Origin of the sequence: Paenarthrobacter sp. NyZ202 (assembly GCF_049860755.1) — a bacterium.
GTDB lineage: Bacteria > Actinomycetota > Actinomycetes > Actinomycetales > Micrococcaceae > Arthrobacter.
In genome coordinates this window covers 3,542,773-3,567,927 of sequence record NZ_CP187556.1, presented here as the reverse complement: position 1 = coordinate 3,567,927, position 25,155 = coordinate 3,542,773, and the positions used below count along the sequence as shown (strand labels likewise).

Here is a 25,155-nt window from a genome sequence, read left to right as displayed (position 1 = left end):
ACCTGGTTGGGCTAGCGCTGGAGCAGGCGGACGTGATCCGGGGTAAGGTCCGCTACCTTGCTGACTCCGAGCAGTGCCATGGTCCGCGTCATGTCTTTTTCGAGGATCTGGATGGTCCGGTCCACACCCTCACGCCCGCCGGCCATGAGCCCGTAAAGATAGGCCCGGCCGATCAGGGCGAAGTCCGCGCCCAAGGCCAGGGCTGCCACGATATCGGCGCCGCTCATGATGCCTGTGTCCAGCATGACCGCGGCCTTGCTGTTGTCCGCCTTCAGCGCAGCCGAGACCTCGGGCAGCAGGTGGAACGGAATGGGGGCGCGGTCCAACTGACGGCCACCGTGGTTGGACAGCACGATCCCGTCCGCGCCGTGGTCCACCACCTTCCGCGCATCCTCGACGGTCTGGATGCCCTTGACCACGAGCTTGCCCTTCCAGGTTTCGCGCAGCCAGTCGAGGTCTTCATAGGTCAGGGTGGGGTCGAACATGGAGTTGATCAGGTCGGCCACGGTGCCCGTGTAACGCGACAGCGAAGCAAAGGTCAGGGGTTCGTGGGTCAGGAAGTTGAACCACCAGGCCGGCCGGTAGGACGCATCCAGCACGGTCTTCAGCGTCAGCGCCGGCGGGATGGTCATGCCGTTGCGGACATCGCGCAGGCGGGCACCGGCCACTGCCGTATCCACGGTGACCATCAAGGTGTCGTTGCCCGCTTTAGCGGCCCGCTCGATCAATTCCAGGGAGCGGTCCCGGTCCGTCCACAGGTAGAGCTGGAACCAATTGCGGCCATTCGGTGCCGCCGCGGCGACGTCTTCGATCGAGGCCGTGCCCATGGTGGACAGGGTGTAGGGAATGCCGGCAGCCTCGGCGGCCTGCGAGCCTGCGTACTCACCTTCGGACTGCATCATGCGCGTGAACCCGGTGGGTGCGATGCCGAACGGGAGTTTGGATTCCTGACCGAGGATCTCCGTGCGGAGGTCGATCCTGGAAACGTTGCGCAGGATTCCCGGCCGGAATTCGATGTCCTGGAAAGCCTGGCGTGCCCGGCGCAGGGTGATTTCCTCTTCCGCTGCACCGTCAGTGTAGTCGAAGGGCGCTTGCGGGGTCCTGCGCTTTGCCATATCCCGCAGGTCCCAGATGGTGCTCGCCCGCTTGAGCCGCGCAGTCTTGCTGAATTCGGGCTTCTTGAACTGCATCAAGGGCGCCAGGTCAGAGACTTTGGGTACGCGCCGCTTCAGGGCCGGAGGCTGTACGACGGCGGGACCCGGCTGCGGCGCGCGGCTGACGTTCTGGTCGCTGCCGGCGTCGGCGGGGGCTGCGGTGATTTTGGGATCGAGGGTGTCGGTCATGCGGTTCTCCCTTGAATTCGTGTGGTCTAACCACACTGTAGGACATGTGGTCTGACCACATCAACTACTATTTCGGTATGCGTACGCACGAACTTGTCCTCGAATGGATCGAGAAGCAGCTGTCCAGCGGCGAACTGGCCCTCGGAGGGCGCTTGCCCGGCGAAAGGACCATGGCCGAACAGTTGCAGGTTTCCCGGACCTCGGTCCGCGAGGCCGTCCGGATCCTTGAGGCGATGGGTGTGGTCCGGGCTGGGGTGGGCTCGGGAAAGGACGCAGGCACCATCGTTATTGCCGAACCGGGGTCGGCCCTGGGGTCCACGCTCCGACTGCACGTGGCCACCAGGCACTTCCCGGTCGCAGACATCGTGGAAACCCGCGTCCTCCTGGAATCGTGGGCTGCCGAACGTGCGCAGGCCGGCGGGCCCGCGCTGGACGAGGCTGCGGACATGCTGGCGCAGATGGAGGAGGCTTCGGACATTGAGTCGTTCCTGGCCCTCGATGCGCGGTTCCATGTGGCCCTGGCCCGGGCGGCAGGCAATGCGGTGGTCAGTGCCATGATGGCCTCCCTGCGCGGGGCCATTGAGAACTATGCCGGGGAACTCACGGGCAACCTGCCGGACTGGAGCGCCACGTCAGGAAGGCTTCGGGCTGAGCACCGCGCCATCCTCGCTGCCGTCAACGCAAACGATGGCAGCAAGGCAGCGGAGCTTGTGGCCGCCCACATCCGGGGCTTCTACACGGAGGCCGGAGTGGATGCCAATCCCTCGCCGAGATGACACTTGATGACAATGTTCCACGTGGGCATTGCCATTAAGTGCCAACTCGCTGGGTTCAAACTGACTTCAATGCCGGGGCGGCAGTGCTCTTGCGGATTTCCATCCGGGGAGCGAACTCATCCTGCTGGAGGGCGGGAGTTTCGCCGCCCTGCTGGATCTGTTCCCGCATCCTGCGCCAAGCCAGGCTGCCGAGCTCGTTGATGGGGACCGCTGCCGTGGTGAGCGGGGGAGTGGTGTATTTGGCGAACGGGATATCGTCAAAGCCCGTGACGGAGATGTCCTCCGGCACCCTGATGCCACGCTCATGCAGGCCGCTGAGGAGGCCCATGGCCACCAGGTCGTTGAATGCCAGGATGCCTGTGGCGCCGCTGGCGATGATGGCTTCCGTGGAGTCGTGGCCTGAATCGAAGTTCGAGCCGCCATGCAGCATCTGGAGCTCAATGTCCGGATGGTCCGTGCGGAACTGCGCCAGCCCCACCAGCCGCTGGCGGTTGGAGGCGCTGTGTTCCGGGCCTGACAGGTATGCCAGCCGTTGGTGGCCCAGGGATACCAGGTGTTGGGCGAGTTCCTGGATGCCTTGCCCATAATCGACGCTCAGGCTCGGGGTGGTGGTGTTGATGGTGGTCCGGTTGATCAGGACCAGCGGGTGGAGCGTGGGTGCCAGTTCTTCAAGTTCGGCATCGGGCATGCGGGGTGCGCAGAGCACCACGCCGTCACAGCGCCGCCGGGCCTCTCCCGCCAGGATCGCTTCTTCGCTTGTCACTTCGGAGGAGTCTGCGATCAGTACGCGGTAGCCGTCCTGCGCGGCAGCGATGCTCAAGCCGCGCAGAATGGCCTGGAAGGTGGGATTGGCCAGGTCCGGCACCACAATGCCGATGGTGTCCGTCTTGCCCAGCGCCAAACTGCGGCCCACAGGATTGGGCTGGTACTTCAACTCGGCGGCAGCTGCCCGCACGCGCTCGGCAATGCCGGGGTCCACCGCGGCGTTGCCGTTCATGACGCGCGACACGGTGGCGTGCGACACGCCCGCCTTCTCCGCGACGTCGGCGATGCCAACGCGCCTGTTGGTATTCCTGCGTGCCATCCTGCCCCTTCCAATTGGCTTGTCCCGTGCTGCCCCGCCCTTGGGGTGATGGTTGACGCGACCGCCAGAGTCTTGATACAAAGCTTATAACGCTCTGAGAAAACGCTTTCTCATGATTCTTCCCAGAACAAGCCGGGCCGTCAAGCGGTTCACTCCTGCCTTTGGAAAGGGGCATCCTCCATGGTCAACGTCGACACCGCCGAGACCCACCCAACCGCCACCACAGCCACCCCTGGGACCGCCGGCCAGCGAACAAGGATTGCGCTTATCGGCACCGGCGGACGTTCGGAAATGTACATCCGGGCCATCTTCGGCCAGCACGCCGACGTCGCCGAACTCATCGCCTTGTCCGACGTCAATCCGGGCCGTGTGGAGTTCTACCAGGGACTCATCCAGGAACTCGGCGCACCGGGCCCTGTGGCCACCTTTGAGCCGGCCAAGCTGACAGAGTTCATCCAGGACAACGGCATCGAGCGGGTCATCGTGACCACTCCTGACTACACGCATGCGGACTACATCGTTGAAGCGCTCGAGGCCGGTGCCGACGTCGTGGTTGAAAAGCCGCTGACCATCGACGTTGAAGGTTGCCGCCGCATCACCGCAGCCGTGGCCGAAACCGGCCGCAACGTGGTGGTCACGTTCAACTACCGCTATTCGCCGCGTAACTCGGCCCTCAAGGAGGTCATCCAGAACGGTGTGATCGGCAAGGTGACCTCCATCGACTTCAGTTGGGTGCTGGATACGGTCCATGGAGCCGACTACTTCCGCCGCTGGCACCGCGACAAGAAAAACTCAGGCGGCCTGCTCATCCACAAGGCGTCCCATCACTTCGACCTGGTCAACTGGTGGATCAACGACGTTCCGGAGCGCGTTTTCGCCTCGGGCGGGTTACGGTTCTACGGCGACAAGAACGCCAGCGAACGCGGCCTGGGCGCACGCCCTGAGCGCGGCACCGTGGACGGCCTGGAACGGGATCCGTTCCGCTTGGACCTGCGCGACGACGAACGCTTGAAAGCCTTGTACTACGACAACGAGAAGTTCGACGGATACCGCCGTGACCAGGACGTCTTCACCGAGGGAATCACCATTGAAGACAATCTGGCCCTCGTGGTGGATTACCAGGGTGGCCCCACGCTGAGCTACTCGCTGAACGCCCACAGCCCGTGGGAGGGCTACCGCGTCACCGTGAACGGAACGGAGGGCCGCGCCGAACTCGAGGTGGTGGAGCGCGCCGCCGTCGAATTCAGTACGGACAAGAAGACGGTCGTTGACCCCAGCGCCACTCCCATCGAGGAAGAAGACGCCGTGCGCCGCAACGGTGAGCGGCTCGTGGTGCAGCGCCACTGGGAAGCAGCCTACGAGGTACCGATCATCAACGGGGAGGGTGGACACGGCGGCGGCGACAACCTGCTGCTTTCGGACCTCTTCAATGGCCCCGGTGTCGACCCACTGGGCCGTCCCTCCGGCTACATCGACGGGCTCCGTTCCGTCTCGGTGGGCATCGCCGGAAACCAGTCCCTGGAATCAGACGTGCCGGTCCGCATCAGCGGACTGGGACTCGGCGTCGACCGCGGCCGCGGCCAGGCATAGCCGCAGTCCCGTAGACGAAGGAACATCATATGAGCACGATTTTTGTCACCGGCGGGTCCGGACGGCTCGGCCGCAGTGTGGTGGCCGGCCTGGCCGCCGCAGGACACGGAGTGATCTCCGTGGACCGCGACGCCATCCCCGCAGACCAGCTGCCGGCCGGCGCCACACAGCGGACCGCAGACCTGCTGGCGCCGGGCGAGGCGGCGCGGCTGATCCAGGAAACAACCCCCGACGCCGTCATCCACCTCGCTGCTATCGCGGTACCCTTCAGCGCGCCGGAGGATGTCATCTTCAGCACGAACACACGGCTCGCCTATGCGGTGATCAGTGCTGCCACCGACGCCGGGGTCCCGAAGATCGTGACGGCAAGCAGCCCCACCGCCCTCGGTTACGGCTCACCGGCAGGTTGGCTGCCGCCGTCGTTCCCTTTGGACGAGCAGACGCCGCCCAAGCCGTGGAACGCCTACGCACTGTCCAAGCTCATCGCGGAGCAGACGGTCCAAATGTTTGCCGCCGCGCAAGGGGACAGGATCCGGTACGCGGCCTTCCGTCCCTGCTACGTGATCTCGCCCGAGGAATGGGAGGGTGCGCCGACCCAGCAGGGCCACACGGTCCGCGAACGCCTGGACGATCCCGCGCTGTCCGCCCCGGCGTTGTTCAACTACGTGGATGCCCGGGACGTTGCGGAATTCCTGGACGTGCTCCTGGCCAAGATGGACACCATTCCCAACGGGCAGACCTTTTTCGTCGGCGCCAAGGACGCCTTGGCTACCGCACCGCTGGCCGAATTGTTCCCGCGGTTCCTGCCGGGCAGCGGTCCTCTGACGGAACACCTCACGGGCACCAGCCCTGCCTTCTCCGTGGACAAGGCGCGCGAACTCCTGGGCTGGGAACCGAAGCGCAGTTGGCGCACCGAGCTTACCCCGGCCTATGAGGGCGAAGACACAGCATTACTCAATGACGAGACCCACCGCGGCCTGGTGCCTGCGGGAGCAACCAGCAAGGAGACAGCATGAATTTCGACGGCGTACTTTTCTTCCCCGTCACACCCTTCGCCGAGGACGGCTCCGTGGATGTCGCCCTCCTGAAGGAGCACATCGCATCGCGCCTGCCGTTCGGTCCGGGCGGGGTGTTCCCGGCCTGTGGAACGGGTGAGTTCCACGCCCTGTCCCTCGACGAGATCCGCACCGTGGTGACTGCCGCCGTCGAGGTCGTTGCAGGTGCCGTCCCGGTCGTTGCCGGCGCCGGTGGCCCCTTGGGCCACGCGCTTGCCGCCGCCAAGGTTGCCGAGGAAGCGGGCGCCGATGCCCTTCTGGTCCTTCCTCCGTATCTCGTCACCGGGCCCACCGACGGCGTAGTCGCCTATGTTGAAGCCGTCGCCGCAGCCAGCAGCCTGCCCGTGATCGTGTACCACCGCGGCACGGCCAAGTTCACGGCCGCTGCCATGACCCGCCTGACGGCCAACCCCAAGGTGGTGGGCTTCAAGGACGGAATCGGCGACGTCGGCCTTGCCCAGGAAATCGTCTCCGCCATCAACGCAAGCGGACGCACGGATTTCGCACTGTTCAACGGCCTCCTGACCGCCGAACTGACGCAGGGCGCCTACCGTGGCCTGGGCATCCCGCTGTACTCCTCGGCAGCGTTCGCCATGGCTCCCGAGATCGCGAAGGCCTACTACGACGCCTACGTTTCCGGTGATGAGGAACGCCGCAACGCCCTGCTTGAGGGTTTCTACGGACCGCTGGTCAGGCTCCGCGACCAAACACCCGGCTTCGGCGTCTCGCTCATCAAGGCGGGTCTGCGGCTGTCGGGACTGCCCGTTGGCTCCGTGCGTCCGCCGCTGGTGGACCCCACCGAGGAACAGCTGCTGGAGCTCAAGGCAATCCTCGCCAAGGGCCACGAGCTGGCCGGCAACTGATGACCAGCCGAATCACCGGGCTCTCCACGCGCCTCATCACGGTCCCGCTGCTACGCAGTTGGGGTGTGGAGGCGCCGGAGAACCACGTGATTGTCACCGAACTGACTACCGACGACGGCGGTACCGGCCACGGTTTCTCCTGGACGCCTACCATTGGCCCCCAGGCGGTACAGGCCCTCCTGGACCACGACATCGCCCCTTTCATTGCCGGACTCGAAGCCAACCCGGAGATCGTGTGGGACGAATTGTGGAAGCGCCTGCATGAGGCCGGCGGGGGAGGGCTGACCACCATCGCGATGGCCGGCGTGGACCTGGCCTTATGGGACCTCAAAGCCCGACAGGCCGGCACGTCCGTCACAGGGCTCCTGGGGCAGCGGCAGGAATCCGTTGAAGTCTACGGTTCCGGCGTGAACCTTCATTACTCCTTGGACGAACTCGTGGAGCAAGCCCGGCGGTGGGTTGCGGCAGGACACCGGGCTGTGAAGATCAAGGTGGGCAAGCCGGAACTCCGCGAGGACGCCGAACGCGTGGCCGCCGTCCGCGAGGTCATTGGACCGGACAGGCTGCTCATGATCGACGCCAACCAGCGCTGGGACCTTGCACATACTTTCCGTGCACTGGACGTCCTGTCCGGCTACGGGCTGGAGTGGCTGGAAGAACCGATCCGTGCGGACGATCTATGGGCCTACCGGAGGCTCCGCAAGCACTCACCGGTGCCCATTGCATTGGGGGAGAACGTCCACACCATCTACCGGTTCCGCGACTTCATCGAGGCAGAAGCCGTGGACATCATCCAGCCCAACATCGTCCGGGTCGGCGGCATTACCCCGTTCCGGCGGATTGTTGAGCTGGCCAGGGCCAACAGCATCAGGGTCGCTCCGCACCTCCTTCCCGAGCTGTCCGGGCAGCTGGCTCTGACCTTGGCCGAGGCCGTCAGCGTGGAAGACGTGGAGGACGCCTCCTTCCAGGCACTCGGCATTCTTGACGGCCCATCACCGATCAGGATCCGCAACAGCCGCCTCAGCAGTACCGGACGCCCGGGCCTGGGCTTCGAATTCTCTGCCGGCCGTCCGGCACCCACGACCGAAGGACACCACATTGAGTACAGCAACTCTTGACCTGACGGCAGTAACTGCTGCCGCGGCGGCCGCCGCCAAAGTCACCGCAGCAGCGTCCGACGCCGATCGCGCAGCCTGGCTGACCGCCGTCGCGGACGGCTTGGACGCCAACGTGACGGAGCTCGTTGCCATTGCAGACTCCGAGACCAACCTGGGGACGGTCAGGCTCACCGGCGAAGTTGCACGGACCAGCGGCCAGCTGCGTTTGTTCGCGCGCGTCATCACCGAAGGTTCGTACCTCGAAGCCGTGATCGACCACGCCGATCCCCAAGCCACCCCGCCCAAGCCCGACCTGCGCCGCATCCTCAGGCCCGTTGGCCCCGTAGCTGTGTTCTCGGCGTCGAACTTTCCGTTCGCGTTCTCGGTGGCCGGCGGCGATACCGCCTCCGCGCTCGCTGTCGGATGCCCGGTAATCGTCAAGGCCCATTCGGGGCACCTTCGTCTGTCCGAGCGAACGGCGGAAATCGTCAGCGAGGCCTTGGCCGAGGCGGGCGCCCCGGAGGGCATTTTTGCTTTGGTGAGCGGTCGCGAGGCAGGTACGGCGCTGGTCCAGGACCCGGCCATCAAGGCGGTAGGCTTCACCGGTTCCATTCCCGGCGGACGCGCCCTGTTCGATCTTGCGGTCTCACGGCCCGAGCCCATCCCGTTCTACGGCGAGCTTGGCAGCCTGAACCCCGTGGTCATCACGGCTGCGGCCCTGGCGGAACGTGGACGGGAACTCGCCGCGGGGCTCGCAGCTTCTTTCACCATGGGCGCGGGACAGTTCTGCACCAAGCCCGGCCTCATCTTCATCCCCGCCGGGACGGACTTCGCTGTGGACCTGGCCGAGGCGGGCAAGGACAAGCCAGCGGCTGCCATGCTCACCGAACGCATCGCCGAGGCCTACCCCCATGGGCTCCGCAACGTTGCCGGCCAGCCCGGTGTCACCGTGGTCAGCGGCACGTCGGACCAGGACGCCTTGGCCGATGGCGCAGCGCCGGTGGTCTTTTCCACCACTGCGGCCAACGTGCTGGAGCGGCCTGAAGAGCTCTTGGAGGAGTGCTTCGGCCCGACGACGCTGCTCATTGAGTACGCCGACCAAGCTGAGTTGTCCCAGGCCCTTGCGAAGGTCCCGGGAAGCCTGACTGCGACCATCCATGCCCAGCCCGGCGAGGACATCGGGGCGCTTGTTGAGCAGCTCAGCGGCCTGGCCGGACGCGTGCTGTTCGCCGGCTGGCCGACCGGCGTCGCAGTGAACTGGGCCCAGCAGCACGGCGGTCCGTACCCGGCCACGACCTCGCTTTTCACATCGGTGGGAGCGACGGCGGTCCGCAGGTTCCAACGCCCCGTGGCGTACCAGGACGCGCCTGAAAGCATCCTGCACCCGGCACTGCAGGAAGCCAACCCGCTGGGTATCCCACGCCGCGTCGACGGCACGCTAACCCTCCCCTGACCCACACCGGCGGCTACCCAACTGGGTCGCAGTTAAGCGCGTTTTGAGCCGTCAAAACGCGCTTAACTGCGACCTACTTGGGTGGGGGGACGCGAAAGGGGCGGGTCACCGTGAAGGTGACCCGCCCCTTTCGTTTGTTCGGGATGAGGGCTACGGACGCAGCGTCAGAGGACGACGGCGGCCGTCCACTTCCGCTGCAGGCCACCGATCGTCAAGGCTGAGGACCTGAATGCCGCCCTCCGTGAGCAGCACAGTGTCCTCGATCTTCACGCCCGGCCCGGAGGGGTTCCATGTGAAGGGTTGGTTGAGGACGATCGTGTCTGTCACGTCGGCGGTGACCCGGGGATCCCGTCCCGCATAACCCGCAGGGCCGCCCTGGTGGTGCTGCTTCCATTGGTCGGCGCCGAAGCCGTGCCGTTCGTAGGCTGTCTGGATCTCTGCGAAGACATCGTTGAGCCGTGCACCCGGCACAGTGGCCCGGAAGATGTCCGCCTCCACTGCAGCGATGCGGGCCTCAGCGTCCAGTTCCTGGCGGGTGCCGGCGTCGAACGCCACCCAACGGGTCACGTTGGCAACCAGGCCGTCGCGCCGGGCGCAGACCACGGCCATGGCCCGGCGGCCAAGGGGAGCATGCGTTGCCAACGGGTGGCGGAAGTCGCTGCGCCCTGAGCCGTTGCAGAGCAGGACCAGGGGCTCGGCCCCGACCGACACGATCCGGGCAGCAAGCCCGGCAACCAGCTCAAACTCGGTGGTCTCCGGTGTTGCCCCATAAAGGACATCCGTCATGGCCGCAGCTGCATCTGCGGACAGCTGCGCGTACCGGGCTGCCTCCGCAGGGAGCAGTTGCTGCCGGGCTGCACGGAGTTCGGCTGTCACCGCGGATTCGAACAGGGGGTTGCCGTCGCCTGCCAAGGCTGCCGCAGTGGCGTGCAAAGGACCGTGCCAGGGAACCGTGTGGAGGCTGACTCCTTGGGGCAGTTCCTCGGCGGCAATCCGGCCGGCCTCATTGTTGAAGGTCACAAGGTGGTCGCCTTCCCGGTCCACGAGCAAAGCCGCAATGGGATCGCCTGCCAGGCTGATGTGGACGCGGCTGCCATCAAGGTACCAGGTGAGCGCCGTGTGCGTGGTCAGCAGCAGCGAATCACGTCCTGCGGCATCGAGGATGTCCAGCACCCGCCGGCGTTTTACCTCGCGGTCGGCGGCGTTGCCGGGCGCGGTCCGCGGTGCGGCGCCGGACACGGTTGTGGACTGAGCTGGAGCGGTCATGCCGATTCCCCCATGTGAGTGATGAGCTGTTCTATGTCTTGTGTTGCCAGGAAGCCGTCAGCGATGAGGACGGTGACCGTGCGGCGGATGGGATTGCCGGGTTCGGCCTGGACCGGTTTGTCCCATGCCAGGGCCAGTCCGACCCCCGGATAGCCCGAATGCCGCACGAACCATGGGTCAGGGGCCTGCGGCGCAGCAAGGAAAACGAGCGTTGCGGGGTGGCCAAGGTGCCCACTGCCGGCGTCGAACGTTCCCGACCATGCCAGCCACGGCGCGACGCTCCCATGCACGGCGTCCTCACCGCGGGCGTCTACGGTCCAGATGGTGGCGTCGGCGACCTTCGGCAGCCGCCAGAAGAAGCCGCCGTAGCCGCCCTGCGGCCTGCCGTTCGAACCGGGGCTGCCGAGCAGCACCGTCCGGTTTACGGCCGGTTCGAGGCTGAAGTCCAAGGTCAGCGTCCACGCGGAATGCCCGACGGCGGACCACCGCCACTCGCGCTGTTCGCTGAGTATCCGGGTGCCGTCCGGACCGATCCAGCCGAGCTGTTCCACCCTTCTCCCGGCCAGGTGTTCGGCGGCTTCCGTCACGATGCGTCCGTGGTCCTTGCGCCAGACGTAGGCCCCGGCGTCGCGGGTGTAGGTGCGGCCACCCCAGAAGTTGATGCCATCAACGTCCTGCAACGCGACGCCGGCGCCCAAGTGCCATACGTGGTCCTCGGGAACGTGATCGGTGACCACGGTTCCGGCCAAGGTGCGGATGGGGTGCAGGTAGGGTCGTGGGGATGATGTGGGCCTGATCTCGGATCCATCCCGGACAGTGGCGACCGTGGTTCCGCCCAGGCCCATGACCGGGGTTTCCGGACCGGAAGTCCACGGTGCTCCCAGTTCCTGGAATGTGGCCTGGCCCAGGGCTGCCCGTTGGATCCACGATTCGATGCCGTGCACCACCGCGTGTGCCTGGTCCCCTTCGCCCACCCAGCTCACGTGGCCGGCGCCGATGGGCTTAGGGTCCTCGGCCGTGCGGATCGCCTCGAGCACCGAAACGTAGGCGCCCGCGCTGCAGAGCGGGCTCAGGAGATCCTCTTTGGACTGCGCGGTGAGGAGATTCTCCAGAAGATCTGTCCTGGCGAAACTTTCGCTCCTGGTGCCCGCTGGGGTGGTGATGTCCAAACGGTCTTCGGTGTAGGAGAAAGTGACCTGGCCCAAGGTGCCGTAGACCGTGACAAGCGGGGCAGTCTGCACGGGGGCGCACAGCGTCAGGGCACACGTCAGGACCGTTCCATTGGTTGTACGCACCCGGACCACCGAGGTGTCGTCGCTTTCGGTGCTGTTGGCACGGTAAAGGTCCGTGTCCACCTGCTCCACATCGGCCACGGTCCTGGCGCCCGCAAGGCACAGGCCGGTTGCGACGGCGTGGGCCAAGGCATTGGTTGCGACGCCGTCAACCACGTCCGTCCCGTTCAGGCTCCGTTTTCCGGCCCATCGGGATCGTGTGAAGTACCCCCGCGTGCGAAGCCACTGTCCTGTTGCACTGATCCCGCGGACCTCGCCGATCCCGCCGGAATCCACGATGTCCTGGATCGCCGGGATGGCGTGTGAACCCAGGCTCTGGAATCCGAGCTGCACCAGCTTGCCGGCTTGTGTCGCCGCGGCCAGGACGTCCTCGTACTGCGCCATGGAGGCTACCGGCGGTTTCTCCAGGTACACGTTGGCCCCGGCGGCAAGTGCTGCGAGGGCCAGCGGTGCGTGCGTCTGGATCGGCGTGGAGATGATGACCACGTCCGGGGTCTCTCCGGCTGCCAACAGATCGTCGAGGGAACCAAATACGGCAACATCTGCCGGGAGTTGGCCCTCTGCCGGCGGTACGGGATCCGCTACGGCCACGAGGTGCAGCTTTCCTGCCGTGCCCAGGCGTCGGAGGTTCTCCAGATGGCGTTCCCCGAAGCCATGCACGCCAACCAGAGCCACCGTGGGAAGGGCCGAGCGTTCGGCTGCGGTCAGTGTTTGCGTTGTTGCAAGATGGGTCATGAGGCGGTCCTAGCTGAAGCTGTTGAGGGTTGTTCTGCCATGAGATGCGAGGCGAGAAAGGCCGCCGCTTCTTCCTGCATGGCCGGCGTGAAAACGTGCCCTTCGTTCCAGAAGCTGCCGCTGTACCGGCCCGGCGCTGCGGCCAGAAGGCGCGCATCGGCGTCGCGCATTCCGTCTTCGGGGAACAGCTCATCAAGCAGGCCGTACTGCAGCAGGAAGGCATCGGCCGTGGACCGCGCCGCGAGGTCCGGCAACCCGCCCAGGCGGGGGAGTCCGGACGAGTGAAGCAGCCACGAATGGGCGTCCACGTATGCGGGAAGGAGCGATTCGAAGGTGGTCATCATGCACGCCACCACGTAGCTGCGGATCTGTGGGCTGAGCGCGGCGAGCACCATGGCCCGGCCACCGCCACCGGAGAACCCGATGCAACCAAGACGCCCCGCGTCCACTCCGGGCAGGGAAGCCAGGACGCCCAAGGCAGTGAGATCATCGTGCGCCACCGTGCCGGCGATCGTCGAGCCAAGCAGGGTGGCGGCCTTCGCCACGGTTTCTTCGTGTGCTGCCGCTGCTGCGTTGTACCTCTCCGCCGGAGAAGGTACGACGCCGGCCTCCCGCCACAGTGCCTCCTGGCCATCCAGCCAGTGGGCAGTCCGGTAGGGCAGGGGGTCCAGGTGGAATCTCCGGCTTCCCCACATGAAGGCATCGTGGGCCAGTACGGCAAATCCTTGCCGGGCCAACCAGGTAGCCAGGGGCCGCCCACCGTAGAGTTTTGCCTGCAGGCCGGGAGGAAGTGGACCGAGCCCGGGCCGGGAGGTTGTACCGCCGTCGTGCCTCGGTGCCTCAGCAGGGATCCCGACCAAGCGCTCTGCGCCGTGTGACTTGATGCCGCCATGGCAGTGCAGGGCCAGCAGGCCGGGGAGCGGCCCGGCGATGCTGGTTGGCCGGAGGAGCCAGGCCGACGTCCCGGGACCGAAACCCGTTTGCCAGGAAAGGCGGGACGTCACCACATTGTTGTCTTCGACTTCCCAGTCCACCGTGATTGCAGTACCGGGCGTAACGGCCGGAACACCGAGAGCGCCGGCGAGCAGCCTCGCGTCTTTGGAAGCGGGCCTGTACGGGTTGTCGGCGGCGTAGCCGGGCCAATCCTCGTAGCCGGCAATCGCGCTGGGGCGTCGCTGCCTCCCGGCGATGCCAGCCGTCGTGGCTGTCTGTGGCAACAATGAGTCCTGCTTTGCTGGGGCGGATGGGTGTGCAGGACCGCACGCCGGACTTCTTCAGCGTGGGCTCGATCTGCAGTTGCGCGTTCTTAAGAAAACGCTTTCTCAAAAATTAGCAAAAGGCTGTACATGGGTCAAGAAAACGTTTACTTTGGTACGGAGCCGCTGAACGCCGGGACCCTGATCCTGGAGAATCAGGTGGTAGCGCCGGAGTACCCGGCGGTCCCGGACGGCAGCATTTCCCAGCAAGAATTCCGTGGAAGGCCACGATGACCAAAGGAGACCACATGGCCGCACAGCATCACCCCGCAACGCCGCAGGGCGTCCGGGGTCACGCAGGGAGGACGCAATGAGCGCTATTGGCGAACTCTCCACCATGACCCGCCGCAAGGGGCCCATGAGCAAGGAGGAGAAGAAGGCCAACGGCCGCGATAACAAGGCCGCCTACATCTTCCTTCTTCCGTGGCTGATTGGCCTGCTGGTCATCACCGTGGGACCCATGCTGATGTCGTTGTACTTGTCCTTCACGGATTACAACCTCCTGCAGCCGCCGGCCTGGGTGGGACTGGACAACTTTGTCCGGATGTTCAGTGATGCCCGTCTGCACAATTCGCTGGGCGTGACCTTCACCTACGTGCTGGTGGGTGTTCCGTTGCAGCTGGCCGTGGCGCTCCTGATCGCGTTGGTCCTGGACAAGGGCCTGCGCGGGTTGCCGTTCTACCGGTCCATCTTCTACTTGCCGTCGCTGCTGGGCGGCTCCGTTGCCGTCGCCATCCTCTGGAAGCAGATCTTCGGCACCACGGGCCTGGTCAACCAGGTCCTGGCCATGATCGGTATCCAGGGGCCGGGCTGGATTTCCGATCCCAACACGGCTTTGGGCTCCATCATCCTTTTGCACGTGTGGACCTTCGGCAGCCCCATGATCATCTTCCTGGCGGGCCTGCGCCAGATCCCGCACATGTACTACGAGGCGGCCAAGGTTGACGGTGCCACCACGCTGCAGCAGTTCTGGCGGATCACGCTGCCGATGCTGAGCCCCATCATCTTCTTCAACCTGGTGCTCCAGATCATCGGATCGTTCCAGTCGTTCACGCAGGCGTTTATTGTCTCGGGCGGCAACGGCGGGCCTTCAGACTCCACCATGTTCTTCACGCTGTACCTGTACCAGAAGGGCTTCGGCCAGTTCGACATGGGTTATGCGTCAGCGATGGCCTGGTTCCTGTTGGTCATCATCGGTGCCTTTACGGCCATCAACTTCATCGCTTCAAAGTATTGGGTGTTCTACGATGACTAAAACTCAGACCCTGCCCGCCGCCTCCGGTTCTTCTTCCGACAAGCCGGGCAAGAGCCCCCGCCGCCGCGAATCACCGGGAAACCTCGCTTTCAGCCGCAGCGCCCGCATCAAGGGACTCATCAAGCACGCCATCCTGATCATTGTGGGCGGCGTCATGATCTACCCGCTCCTGTGGATGGTCGTCTCATCGCTGCGCCCGAACGACCTCATCTTCCGTGAACCCGGCCTCTGGCTCCAGAACCTCGAGATGAGCAACTACACCGACGGCTGGTCCGCCTTGACCCATCCGTTCGGGCACTACATGATCAACTCCGCGATCGTGGTCCTCGGATCCATCCTGGGAAACCTGATCTCCTGCTCCATGGCCGCCTACGCCTTCGCGCGGCTCCAGTTCACGGGCAAGAAGCTCTTCTTCGGCATCATGCTGTTGACCATCATGCTGCCGTTCCACGTGGTGATCGTGCCGCAGTACATCCTGTTCTCCCAGATCGGCTGGGTGAATACTTTCTGGCCGTTGATCGTGCCCAAGCTCCTGGCTACCGACGCGTTCTTCGTCTTCCTCATGGTCCAGTTCATCCGCGGCATTCCGAAAGACCTGGATGAGGCCGCCCGCATTGACGGTGCAGGCCACCCGCGGATCTTCCTCCGCGTCATTCTTCCCCTGATGGTGCCGGCCCTGGCCACCACCACCATCTTCACCTTCATCTGGACCTGGAACGACTTCTTCAGCGCGCTCATCTACCTCACCGACCCGGACATGTTCACGGTCCCGGTGGCACTGCGCGCCTTCGTTGACTCACAGTCGGCCACCAGTTGGGGATCGCTGTTCGCGATGTCCATCGTGTCCTTGCTGCCCGTGTTCCTGGTCTTCCTGTTCGGCCAGCGATTCCTCATCAAGGGCATTGCTACCACCGGCATCAAATAGGCAATACGGGCGTTCCGGTGGGGTCGGTCCATTCCGACCCCGCCGGCCGGTCGTGACGAGCGCCAAAGTGCGGGCTCGTCTCAAACCAACAACTAGTACAAGCAAAGGTCTTGTCACACAAGATTGTGACTTGTACCATCAATCCAATGAGAAAACGCTTTCTCACACATCAGGATCAAAGAAGATCGGAGACAACAGTGCCGGTAATTCCCAAGGGTGAAGCCACCGCCCCGGCAGGAGCAGCAGCTCCCGCGATGGAACCCAAGGCCAAGCGAACCAGGCGCAAGCTGCGGGCTTCCGCCATCATAGCTGCCACGGCCGCAGCCGTTCTGGCCCTCAGCGCCTGCGGCGGAGGGTCCGAGGCCAAGAGCGCCGACGGTAAGGTCGAGCTTCGCTTCTCCTGGTGGGGTGGCGACAAACGGGCCCAGCTGACGCAGGAAGCCATCAAGGCCTTCGAAGCTGAAAATCCCAACATCACCATCAAGGCCGAGTACGGCGACTGGTCAGGTTATTGGGACAAGCTGGCTACGCAGGTCGCCGCAAACGATGCTCCGGATATCATCCAGATGGACGAGAAGTACATCACGGAGTATTCCACGCGTGGTGCCCTGCTGGACCTGTCCAAGTACCAGATCGATACGTCCAAGCTGGACGAAGCTGCCTTGAATGCAGGCAAGGGCGCCAAGGGCCTCACCGGCATTCCGGCAGGCATCAATGCCGCAACCATCCTTGCCAACCCGGCGGTCTTCCAGGCAGCAGGTGTTCCGTTGCCGGATGACAAGACCTGGACGTGGGATGACTTTGAGCGGATTGCCCGCGAGGTCACGGAGAAGTCGCCCAAGGGCACTTACGGCGCCGCCGCCTACGGAACGGACGAGGCATCTTTGGGTGTCTGGCTCCGCCAGAATGGGAAGTCCCTGTACACGGAGGACGGCAAGCTTGGCTTTGAGCCCAACGACATCAAGGGCTACTGGGAGTTCCTGAAGCAGCTCAGCGAGAACAAGGCTGTTCCCACGGCCTCGGAGATCGTGGAAGCGGAAGCCGCGCCGTTGGACCAGAGTGGCCTGGCGACGGGAAAGAACGGCATGGCCTTCTGGTGGTCCAACCAGCTTCCGGCCCTGGAGAAGGCGGCCGGCGGAGAGTTGCAGATCCTGCGCTTCCCGTCCAAGACGGGCAAGGCCGCTGACTCGCAGCTCTGGTACAAGGCCTCGCAGTTCTGGTCCGCCTCGTCCCGGACCAAGCACCCTGAAGAGACGGCGAAGTTCATCAACTTCCTCACCAATAATGTGAAGGCCGGCGAGATCCTCCTGGCTGACCGTGGTGTCTACCCGAACTCCGAGGTCCGCGAAGCCATCGCTTCCAAGCTGGCACCTGCCGACACCAAGGTTGTGACCTTCATCGACCAGATCAAGGAGGAGCTCGGCGAAGCTCCCGCAGCTCCGCCCAAGGGCGCGGGGGCCATCCAGGAGATCATCAAGCGGTACACCTCCGAGGTCCTGTTCAACAGGCTCACCGCGGAGGAAGCAGGCAAGAAGGCTGTGGATGAAATGAAGTCGGCCATCGGGGCCTAGCCTCGGTCGAAACCCAAGCGCCCCGGGCGAACCACAAGGTTCGTCCGGGGCGCTTTTTCGCGCCTAACTCCCTCCCTGCCGCGGCACCACTCTCCCGACGCGGCACCACTCTCCCGGCACCCAACTGGGTAGCATTTGTGCGCGTTTTGAGCGCTCAAAACGCGCACAAATGCGACTTAGTTGGGGTGGTCTTCCGCGATCACGGCCACTCCTCCGGCGGGGACGATGCCGCTGAAGCGCAGCCCGCTGAGGAGTTCGTCGCCGTCGGACTTGACCGTGACGTCTTCCCTGCTGTGGTTGATGGCGAACAGGAAGCTGCTGCCGTCGGCGGTGCGGCGCCGGGTCAGTTCGACGCCGGGAGCCGCCTCGGCAGCGGACGTCACCTTGGCTTCGGCCAGGAGCCGTTCGGTGAGTGCTTCAATGCCGTCGGCGTCGGGAAGCGTGGCGAGGTACCAAGCGGATCCTGCGCCCACGGAGCGGCGCGTGACGGCGGGGACGCCGTCCAGCGGGTAGCCGGTAAAGGTGGAGACGACTTGGGCGTCGGTCGCGTGGACATGTTCACTCCATCGCGTGCCCGTTGTTCCGTCGCTGAGGGTGACGGTGGTGCCCGGAAAGAGGGGATGGAATTCCTCGCTGCGGATGCCAAGCAGTTCGCGGAAAGCGCCGGGATAGCCGCCCAGCCGTACGTGGTCGCGTTCGTCCACGATCCCGCTGAAGTAGCTGATGAGCACGGTGGCTCCGGCTTCGGCAGCAGCTGCGATGGAGGCGGCATCCTGGTCGGTCACGGCGTACAGCGTGCACACGAGGACCAGGCTGTAACCGGAGAGGTCCGCCGACGGATGGACGAAGTCGGCGGTGACACCCTGGAGGTACAGCGCGCGGTGGAAGGCCCGCATCGTCTCGAGGTACTTCAGGCTCTGGCTCGGGTGGGAGTCCAGTTCGGAGGCCCACCACGACTCATAGTCGAACACGATGGCCACGCGGGATTCCACGCGTGAACCCTTCACCGGCGCGAGTTTGCCCAGGGCTTCCCCGAGTTCCACGACGTTCCGCCACACCTGGGTGTCGCGCCCACCGTGCGGAACCATGGCGGAGTGGAACTTTTCCGATCCTGCCTTGCTTTGGCGCCACTGGAAGAACATCACGGCGTCAGCGCCCCTGGCTACGTGTCCCAGGGAATTACGGAGCATCTCGCCGGGCATCTTGGGCTGGTTGTGGGGTTGCCAGTTGACCGCCGAGGTTGAGTGTTCCATGAGGATCCAGGGCCGGCCGCCGGCGACGCCGCGGGTGAGGTCTGCGCTGAAGGCGAGTTCAATTTCCCGTTCGGGGTCGGCGGCTACAAGGTAGTGGTCGTTGGCGATGACGTCCATGTCCTTGGACCAGTCAAAATAGTCCAGGTTCTTGGTGGCACTGGAGACCATGAAGTTGGTGGTGGCAGGGACGTCGGGGGTGACCTCGCGGATGACGGCCAGGAGCATGCGGTAGTAGTCGATGAACGCCCACGAGTTGAACCGGGCAAAGTCCAGTTGCTGGCCCGGGTTGAGCGTGGTGGGCGAGGCGCCGGGCGGAATGATTTCGTCGAACGACGCATAGTGCTGGGACCAGAATGCCGTTCCCCAGGCGTCGTTCAATTCCTCGATGGAACCATAGCGGCGCTCCAGCCAAGCGCGGAAGGCCTGGGCGTCTTCCTCTCCGTGGAACTCGCCCACATGGCACCCGAGTTCGTTGTCCACGTGCCAGAGCGCCAGTGCGGGGTGGTCCTTATAGCGTTCGGCCAGGGCCCGCGTCATGCCGGCGGCATAGCGGCGGTAAACAGCGGACGACGGCGTGTAGTGGCGTCGTGAGCCGCGCTCCAGTCTGATGCCTTCCGCAGTGACGGGGAGGATTTCGGGGTATTTGCGGGCGAGCCAGGCGGGAGGCGATGCTGTTGCGGTCGCGAGAGCAACTTTGATCCCGGCGCCGTGGAGGTTGTCCATGACCTCGTCCAGCCACGCGAAGTCGTACTGTCCTTCCACGGGTTCCAAAAGCCCCCACGAGAAGATCGCCACACTCAGCAGGTTGACCCCCGCCTCCTTCATCAGCCCGATGTCTTCGAGCCGGATGTCGCGGGGCCATTGTTCGGGGTTGTAATCACCTCCGTAGCCCAGTCCGTTGATGGCCTTCCATGTGGCTGCGTGGTGCTGGTTTTCGGGGGAGGACAAGGGAACTCCTTCGTAGTGCGGGCAGAGGTGCAGACGGATGGTAGCCGGGGTGGTGCGTCCGCAATGTGAGAAAACGCGTTCTTGGAAAACGCTTGCCCACATGTGGGATTAGAGCTATTGTATCGATTCAGAACGAGTGTAAGCGAGATCACTGCCACGTTGTAGAGGCGCTGAAGAAGCTGCACCAACCGAGCAAGGAGGCTCTCATGATCAATCGAAGGAATTTCCTTACCACGCTGGCTCTCGGCACCGCATCGGCCGCGTTCCTCTCAGCGTGCGGCCAATCGTCGTCCTCGGGACAGACGGGTTCCGCGGAGAACCCGGTGACCATCACCTATACCTGGTGGGGCAACGACGACCGTGCCGAACGCACCCGGAAAGCAATTGCCCTTTTCGAATCCAAAAACCCTGACATCAAGGTCAACGGGAACTTCACCGACTTCGCCGGATACTGGCAGAAGCGTGCCACCGAAGCAGCCGGCGGTGGCCTCCCGGATGTCATGCAATGGGACCTTTCCTACCTCCGGGACTACGGCCAGCGAAACCAGCTCCTTGACCTCGGCACCGTGAAAATCAATACGGAAGCTTTCGACAAGTCGCTGCTGCCGTCCGGCCAGGTGCGCGGCAAGACGTACGGCATTCCTACAAGCACCAATGCCTTTGCCATCTACTATGACCCCGCCAAACTTGCTTCCATGGGCATCGCCGAGCCGGACGGAACCTGGAACTACAAGGAATACAACGCGTTCCTTGCCGAGGTGGGACAGAAAGGCAATGGCGCCGTCTTCGGTGGCACTGACTACACGGGCGTGTGGTGGATGTTCAACATCTGGCTGCGCCAGAACAACATCGAGGCCTTCACCGACGAAGGCAAGCTGGGCTTCTCCAAGGACGACATGAAGAAGTGGTGGAACCTCACGTCGGATCTTCGCGGCACAGGTGCGATCGTCCCGGAGGACAAGGTCACGCAGTTGCTGCCCAAATCGCCGTTCGGGTCCAACGTCACCGCTACGGAAGCCACGTGGGACAACTTCATGGCCGGCTACCTCGGAGACAGCGGCGCCAAGGAACTCAAGCTTGTCCCCGTCCCCTCGGACGATCCCGACAACCTTGGCCTGTTCCTCAAGCCGTCCATGCTGATGGTCGCCAGCGCCAAGACCAAGTACAAGGATGCAGCTGCCAGGTTCATCGACTTCATGGTCAACGACCCCGAGGTCGGCCAGATCTTCAAGACCTCCCGCGGCGTTCCGGCGTCGAAGACCCAGCGGGACGGAACCACCTTCGAAGGTACGGACAAAGTGGTGGTCGATTACGAAAAGTCGATCGAGAAGTACCTCAAGGATGCCCCGGAACCGCCCATCGTCGGCTTCGGCACGCTTGAATCGTCATTCAAGCGCATCAGCTCGGAACTGAACTACGGCAAGCTGACGGTGGACGCCGCGGCGGACGCCTGGTTCAAGGAAGCCGAAGACCTCATCAAGCAGAACGCCTGATACAGGCTTTCCCGACCGACGGAATGATCCCGTGACTCAAAGCCCAACCCTGAGCAGGCGTCCCCGGACGTCCCCGGCCCCGCTGTCGCGCAAGCCGCGGCAGCAAGGTGCGGACGCACGCGCCGGCTACACCTTCCTGTTGCCTTGGCTGTTGGGGTTCATTGCCCTGACGGTAGGGCCAATGATCTCCTCGCTGTACCTGTCCTTTACCAACTACAACCTGTTCGATCCACCCAAGTGGATCGGCCTGGACAACTACGTGTCACTGTTCCAGGACGAACGCTTCCTGCAGTCGGTGGGCGTGACCTTGAACTACGTGATCCTGGGGACGCCGTTGAAGCTTGCGGCCGCCTTGGCCGTGGCCATGCTGCTCAACAGCAAGCGCAAGGGCCAGGGTTTCTACCGCTCGGCGTTCTACGCCCCCTCGCTGATCGGGGCCTCCGTTTCCATCGCCATTGTCTGGAAGGCGATGTTCGGCGACTCCGGTCCCGTGGACCAAGGGTTGTCCTTCTTCGGCATCAACCTTGGCGGTTGGGTTGGCAACCCATCCATGACCATGCCCATGTTCATCCTGCTGACCGTGTGGCAGTTCGGCGCTCCGATGGTGATCTTCCTGGCCGGTTTGAAGCAGATTCCGGCTGACCTGTACGAGGCTGCATCGATGGACGGGGCCGGTCCGGTGCGGAAGTTCTTCAACATCACCTGGCCCATGTTGTCGCCGGTGATTTTCTTCAACCTCCTCATGGAGACCATCCACGCTTTCCAGATCTTCAACTCCGCTTACATCATCTCCAACGGTGAAGGCGGCCCGGCCGGCTCCACGCTCTTCTACACCCTCTACCTCTACCTGCGCGGTTTCAGCGACTTCCGGATGGGCTACGCCTCGGCGATGGCCTGGCTCCTGCTGATCGTGGTGGGCATCCTGACCCTGGTCATCTTCCGGACGTCCAAGTCCTGGGTCCACTACAGCGGTGATTCGAAATGACAACCATGGCACCTTCAACCCAGCCCGCGCCGGCGCAGGTCCAGGCCCCGGAGTACAACCCGAAGTCTGAATCCGCGGTGGCGAAACGGGCCAAGAGCATCATCTTCCACGCCGCGGCGCTGGTCCTCACCGGAATCGTGCTGTACCCGGCCCTTTGGATGATCGCGTCGTCGTTCAAGCCGAATTCCGAGATCGGCGGGGCCAACACCTCGCTGTGGTCCGACAACTTCAGCTTCGACAACTTCGTCACCGCCATGGATGGTATCGGCGGGGTCTCAACCCTGACGTTCTTTACCAACTCCCTGATTCTTGCCGTGGGCGCCGTGGTGGGAACCGTGCTCTCTGCGTCGGTTTCGGCCTACGCTTTCGCCAGGATCAAGTTCCCCGGCCGCAGCCTGTTCTTCGGCATGATGATCGCCACCTTGCTGCTGCCCTTCCACGTGGTGATCATTCCGCAGTACATCGTGTTCCAGCAGCTCGGGCTGGTGGACACCTACATCCCGCTGTTGATCGGGAAGTTCCTGGCAGCGGACGCGTTCTTCGTGTTCCTCATGGTCCAGTTCATGCGTGGCCTCCCGGCCGAACTGGACGAGGCCGCCCGCATCGACGGCGCCGGACACGTCCGGATCTTCGGGTCCATCATGCTCCCGTTGATGAAACCGGCCCTGATCTCCACGTCGATCTTCTCCTTCATCTGGAGCTGGAACGATTTCCTGGGCCCGCTCCTTTACCTCAACACCCCGGAAAAGTACCCGCTTCCGCTGGCGCTGCGCCTCTTCGTGGACCAGACCCAGTCCTCCGATTACGGCGCCATGATCGCCATGTCCGTCCTGGCACTGCTGCCGGTGCTGGTCTTCTTCCTCGTCTTCCAGCGCTACATCGTCGAAGGCGTCTCCACGCAGGGCCTCAAGGGCTAGAAGGGTACGGACAATGAGCATCCTGGACACCACGGGAGAGTCCGCGGGAAAACCGGGCCTTCCGGTCAGCCGCTTCGCCCTGTTTTCCGAGACGATCCTGGCCGGCGTCATCGTGATGTTGTTGTCACTGCCCCTGGTGACGGCGCCGGCTGCCTACGCGGCCGGCGTCGAGCACCTCGACAGGCACCTCAGCGGCAGGGATGATTCCCTGCGAAGCCTGTGGGGCACTTTCCGCCGTGCGCTGCCGGGCAGCTGGCGTACGGGAATCACGACGGCGGTCGCCGCCGTCGTGATTGTCCTGAACCTGCTGCTCGCTATCGTGGGGCAGCTTCCCGGGCGGGAAGTGGTCCTTCCTGCCACGCTCCTGCTCGCGGGCGCGGGTGCAGTGCTCTTCCTGCGCGTCGCCGGAAGCTGGGGCGGAGAGGCCAATGCGCTGCCGGGGCGCCAGCGGTGGCAGGCGGCATGGGCACGAGGTAAGGATGATGCCTTGCGTGACTGGAGCGGGACACTGCTCCTGCTGGCCGCGGTGTTCATGGCCGTGGTGTTTGTGTGGATGCTGCAGGCACTGTTCGTGATCGTTCCCGGCACCCTTGTCCTTGCCGTCGCCGCCGTCAAGGTGCGGGACGCTTCACGCCGCACCGACGGCCAGCCACGCTCATCGGAAACCCAGCCCGTCAAAAACCCCTCGAAATGAGCTGACCGCCCCCGTGTCACCGCGCCCGCAGTCCCAGCGATCCACGCAGAACACCCCGGGCACACCCCGGACCCCCTCAACAGACACCTGGCACTACCCTCTGCGGCATCACAACTACCGCATGTTCGTGGTGCTGTCGCTGGTGGGGAGCGGGGGAGTATGGATGCAGCGCCTGGCCCAGGACTGGTTGGTACTGCAGTTGACCGGCAGTCCGGCGGCCGTGGGTCTTGCCGTTGCCCTGCAATTCCTGCCGATGCTGGTGGTGGGTCCCGTGGCAGGGGTGTTGGTGGACCTGTTCCCGAAGCGGCGGATCCTCCTGCTGTGCCAGTCGGTCGCTGTTGTTCTGGCGGCCGGGTTGGCCGCGTGGAATGCCGCGGGCGGAACGGATGTGTGGGTGGTCTACGCATCCTGCGTCGCTTTGGGAATCACCAGCGCCATCGATGGCCCCGCCCGCCAGGTGTTCGTCAACGAAGTGGTGGGCGACGCCGGACTTCCCGCAGCGATCGGGCTTAACAGCGCGATCGGGCAACTGGGTGCCATGGCCGGTCCGGCTTTGGCCGGCGTAGTCATTGCCCAGGCTGGTGCTGCAGCAGCATTTGCCGCCAACTCGGTGATCGGGGTGGCGGTGATCCTGATGATCATCGCGATCCGGCCCGGCGAACTCCATCACCCACCGGAACAGATCCTTACGGAACGACGTGGGCGGATCCTGGCCGGTTTCCACTTTGTGAGGGCCCGCCCGCCCCTTGCGCTCATCATGCTTCTGGCCGGCCTGCTGGGAGCCTTTGGGATGAACGGTCCCGTGGTCCTGGCGGCTTTTGCGGACCGGGTCTGGCACAGCGGCCCCGCGGGGTTTGGCCCGTTCAACACCGTGAGCGCCCTGGGTGCATTGGCCGGTGCCTTGCTGGCGCCGCGGATCAAGCGTTCTGGCCGGAAGGGGATCGTGGCGAGCGCCGGGCTTTTTGGGCTCAGCCAATTGGTGGCCGCCCTGATGCCCCACCAGGAACTGTTCACCGTGATGCTGGTGGTGGTGGGTTTCATGACCCGGATGTTCCTGACCAGCGCAGCAACCGCCGTGCAGCTGGAAGCAGGGGCAGCCGTACGCGGGAGGGTCCTGGCCTTGTACTTCCCGTTGCTTCTGGGCGGCCACGCTCTGGGTGGCCTGCTGGCCGGTTGGCTCACGGAGGACTTTGGCGTGAGGGCCGGGCTGGTGGTCACCGGCGCGCTGGGGATGACGTCCGCCGTCATCATCGGCCTGCTGCTGTGGCGCCATTCGCGGCGGCCGCGTCACACGATCTGAGACC

Annotated in this window: 20 protein-coding genes; 14 read left to right on the top strand and 6 right to left on the bottom strand. The window is 64.4% G+C overall.

The genetic code is table 11. The features are described from left to right. Positions 1–11 precede the first annotated feature (11 nt). Entirely contained in the window at positions 12–1,343 is a 1,332-nt protein-coding gene (locus ACPFL9_RS16500) for an alpha-hydroxy acid oxidase (RefSeq protein ID WP_426003940.1), read from the bottom strand. A gap of 77 nt (positions 1,344–1,420) precedes the next feature. Between ACPFL9_RS16500 and ACPFL9_RS16495 the strand changes: the two genes are divergently transcribed. Next, the gene (locus tag ACPFL9_RS16495; protein WP_426003938.1) at positions 1,421–2,119 is read left to right on the top strand and encodes a FadR/GntR family transcriptional regulator; all 699 of its coding nucleotides are present in this window, start codon (positions 1,421–1,423) and stop codon (positions 2,117–2,119) included. 55 nt (positions 2,120–2,174) lie between these two features. On the opposite strand, the gene ACPFL9_RS16490 is transcribed toward ACPFL9_RS16495, so the two are convergent. Next, the gene (locus ACPFL9_RS16490) at positions 2,175–3,203 is read right to left on the bottom strand and encodes a LacI family DNA-binding transcriptional regulator (RefSeq protein WP_426003936.1); all 1,029 of its coding nucleotides are present in this window, start codon (positions 3,201–3,203) and stop codon (positions 2,175–2,177) included. Positions 3,204–3,383: 180 nt separating this feature from the next. Between ACPFL9_RS16490 and ACPFL9_RS16485 the strand changes: the two genes are divergently transcribed. The 5 genes from ACPFL9_RS16485 to ACPFL9_RS16465 are packed head-to-tail and all read left to right on the top strand — an operon-like array spanning position 3,384 to position 9,261. Continuing rightward, positions 3,384–4,793: a Gfo/Idh/MocA family protein gene (locus ACPFL9_RS16485; RefSeq protein ID WP_426003935.1), complete on the top strand. Its 1,410-nt coding sequence runs from the start codon at positions 3,384–3,386 to the stop codon at positions 4,791–4,793. 29 nt (positions 4,794–4,822) lie between these two features. Then, entirely contained in the window at positions 4,823–5,809 is a 987-nt protein-coding gene (locus ACPFL9_RS16480; RefSeq protein ID WP_426003934.1) for an NAD-dependent epimerase/dehydratase family protein, read from the top strand. Next, on the top strand, positions 5,806–6,711 hold the full coding sequence (locus ACPFL9_RS16475) for a 5-dehydro-4-deoxyglucarate dehydratase (RefSeq protein WP_426003932.1): 906 nt from the start codon (positions 5,806–5,808) through the stop codon (positions 6,709–6,711). Before ACPFL9_RS16480 ends, ACPFL9_RS16475 begins: the two co-directional genes overlap by 4 nt. Next, positions 6,711–7,829, top strand: a complete 1,119-nt coding sequence (locus tag ACPFL9_RS16470; protein ID WP_426003931.1) for a mandelate racemase/muconate lactonizing enzyme family protein — start codon at positions 6,711–6,713, stop codon at positions 7,827–7,829. Before ACPFL9_RS16475 ends, ACPFL9_RS16470 begins: the two co-directional genes overlap by 1 nt. Next, complete coding sequence (locus tag ACPFL9_RS16465; protein WP_426003930.1) at positions 7,810–9,261, top strand: aldehyde dehydrogenase (NADP(+)); 1,452 nt, start codon at positions 7,810–7,812, stop codon at positions 9,259–9,261. Before ACPFL9_RS16470 ends, ACPFL9_RS16465 begins: the two co-directional genes overlap by 20 nt. Before the next feature lie 150 nt (positions 9,262–9,411). Here ACPFL9_RS16465 and ACPFL9_RS16460 read toward each other — a convergent pair whose 3' ends face one another. The 3 genes from ACPFL9_RS16460 to ACPFL9_RS16450 are packed head-to-tail and all read right to left on the bottom strand — an operon-like array spanning position 9,412 to position 13,771. Further along, on the bottom strand, positions 9,412–10,527 hold the full coding sequence (locus ACPFL9_RS16460; RefSeq protein ID WP_426003929.1) for a M24 family metallopeptidase: 1,116 nt from the start codon (positions 10,525–10,527) through the stop codon (positions 9,412–9,414). Further along, complete coding sequence (locus tag ACPFL9_RS16455) at positions 10,524–12,554, bottom strand: DUF6807 family protein (protein ID WP_426003928.1); 2,031 nt, start codon at positions 12,552–12,554, stop codon at positions 10,524–10,526. The genes ACPFL9_RS16460 and ACPFL9_RS16455 overlap by 4 nt, the downstream gene beginning before the upstream one ends. Next, the gene (locus ACPFL9_RS16450; RefSeq protein ID WP_426003927.1) at positions 12,551–13,771 is read right to left on the bottom strand and encodes an acetylxylan esterase; all 1,221 of its coding nucleotides are present in this window, start codon (positions 13,769–13,771) and stop codon (positions 12,551–12,553) included. Before ACPFL9_RS16450 ends, ACPFL9_RS16455 begins: the two co-directional genes overlap by 4 nt. 349 nt (positions 13,772–14,120) lie before the next feature. Here ACPFL9_RS16450 and ACPFL9_RS16445 point away from each other — a divergent pair, with 349 nt between their 5' ends. From ACPFL9_RS16445 to ACPFL9_RS16435, 3 genes are all read left to right on the top strand, one after another. After that, positions 14,121–15,065, top strand: a complete 945-nt coding sequence (locus ACPFL9_RS16445; RefSeq protein ID WP_426003926.1) for a carbohydrate ABC transporter permease — start codon at positions 14,121–14,123, stop codon at positions 15,063–15,065. Then, positions 15,058–15,990, top strand: coding sequence for a carbohydrate ABC transporter permease (locus ACPFL9_RS16440; RefSeq protein WP_426003925.1), 933 nt, complete (start codon positions 15,058–15,060; stop codon positions 15,988–15,990). Before ACPFL9_RS16445 ends, ACPFL9_RS16440 begins: the two co-directional genes overlap by 8 nt. A 197-nt stretch (positions 15,991–16,187) precedes the next feature. Beyond that, complete coding sequence (locus ACPFL9_RS16435) at positions 16,188–17,561, top strand: ABC transporter substrate-binding protein (protein WP_426003924.1); 1,374 nt, start codon at positions 16,188–16,190, stop codon at positions 17,559–17,561. A 176-nt stretch (positions 17,562–17,737) separates the two neighbouring features. Here ACPFL9_RS16435 and ACPFL9_RS16430 read toward each other — a convergent pair whose 3' ends face one another. Then, positions 17,738–19,762 (bottom strand): beta-galactosidase, encoded by a 2,025-nt coding sequence (locus ACPFL9_RS16430; RefSeq protein ID WP_426003923.1) that lies wholly within the window; start codon positions 19,760–19,762, stop codon positions 17,738–17,740. Between the two features lie 206 nt (positions 19,763–19,968). Between ACPFL9_RS16430 and ACPFL9_RS16425 the strand changes: the two genes are divergently transcribed. From ACPFL9_RS16425 to ACPFL9_RS16405, 5 genes are read left to right on the top strand one after another with little or no spacing between them, the layout of a single operon-like run. Beyond that, positions 19,969–21,255: an ABC transporter substrate-binding protein gene (locus tag ACPFL9_RS16425; protein WP_426003922.1), complete on the top strand. Its 1,287-nt coding sequence runs from the start codon at positions 19,969–19,971 to the stop codon at positions 21,253–21,255. Between the two features lie 31 nt (positions 21,256–21,286). After that, the gene (locus ACPFL9_RS16420; RefSeq protein ID WP_426003921.1) at positions 21,287–22,240 is read left to right on the top strand and encodes a carbohydrate ABC transporter permease; all 954 of its coding nucleotides are present in this window, start codon (positions 21,287–21,289) and stop codon (positions 22,238–22,240) included. Continuing rightward, entirely contained in the window at positions 22,237–23,157 is a 921-nt protein-coding gene (locus tag ACPFL9_RS16415) for a carbohydrate ABC transporter permease (RefSeq protein ID WP_426003920.1), read from the top strand. Before ACPFL9_RS16420 ends, ACPFL9_RS16415 begins: the two co-directional genes overlap by 4 nt. Before the next feature lie 13 nt (positions 23,158–23,170). Next, a complete protein-coding gene (locus ACPFL9_RS16410) occupies positions 23,171–23,851 on the top strand; it encodes a Poxvirus protein I5 (RefSeq protein WP_426003919.1) in 681 nt (226 codons plus the stop codon). A gap of 13 nt (positions 23,852–23,864) precedes the next feature. Then, positions 23,865–25,151: an MFS transporter gene (locus ACPFL9_RS16405; RefSeq protein ID WP_426003918.1), complete on the top strand. Its 1,287-nt coding sequence runs from the start codon at positions 23,865–23,867 to the stop codon at positions 25,149–25,151. Positions 25,152–25,155: the final 4 nt, after the last annotated feature.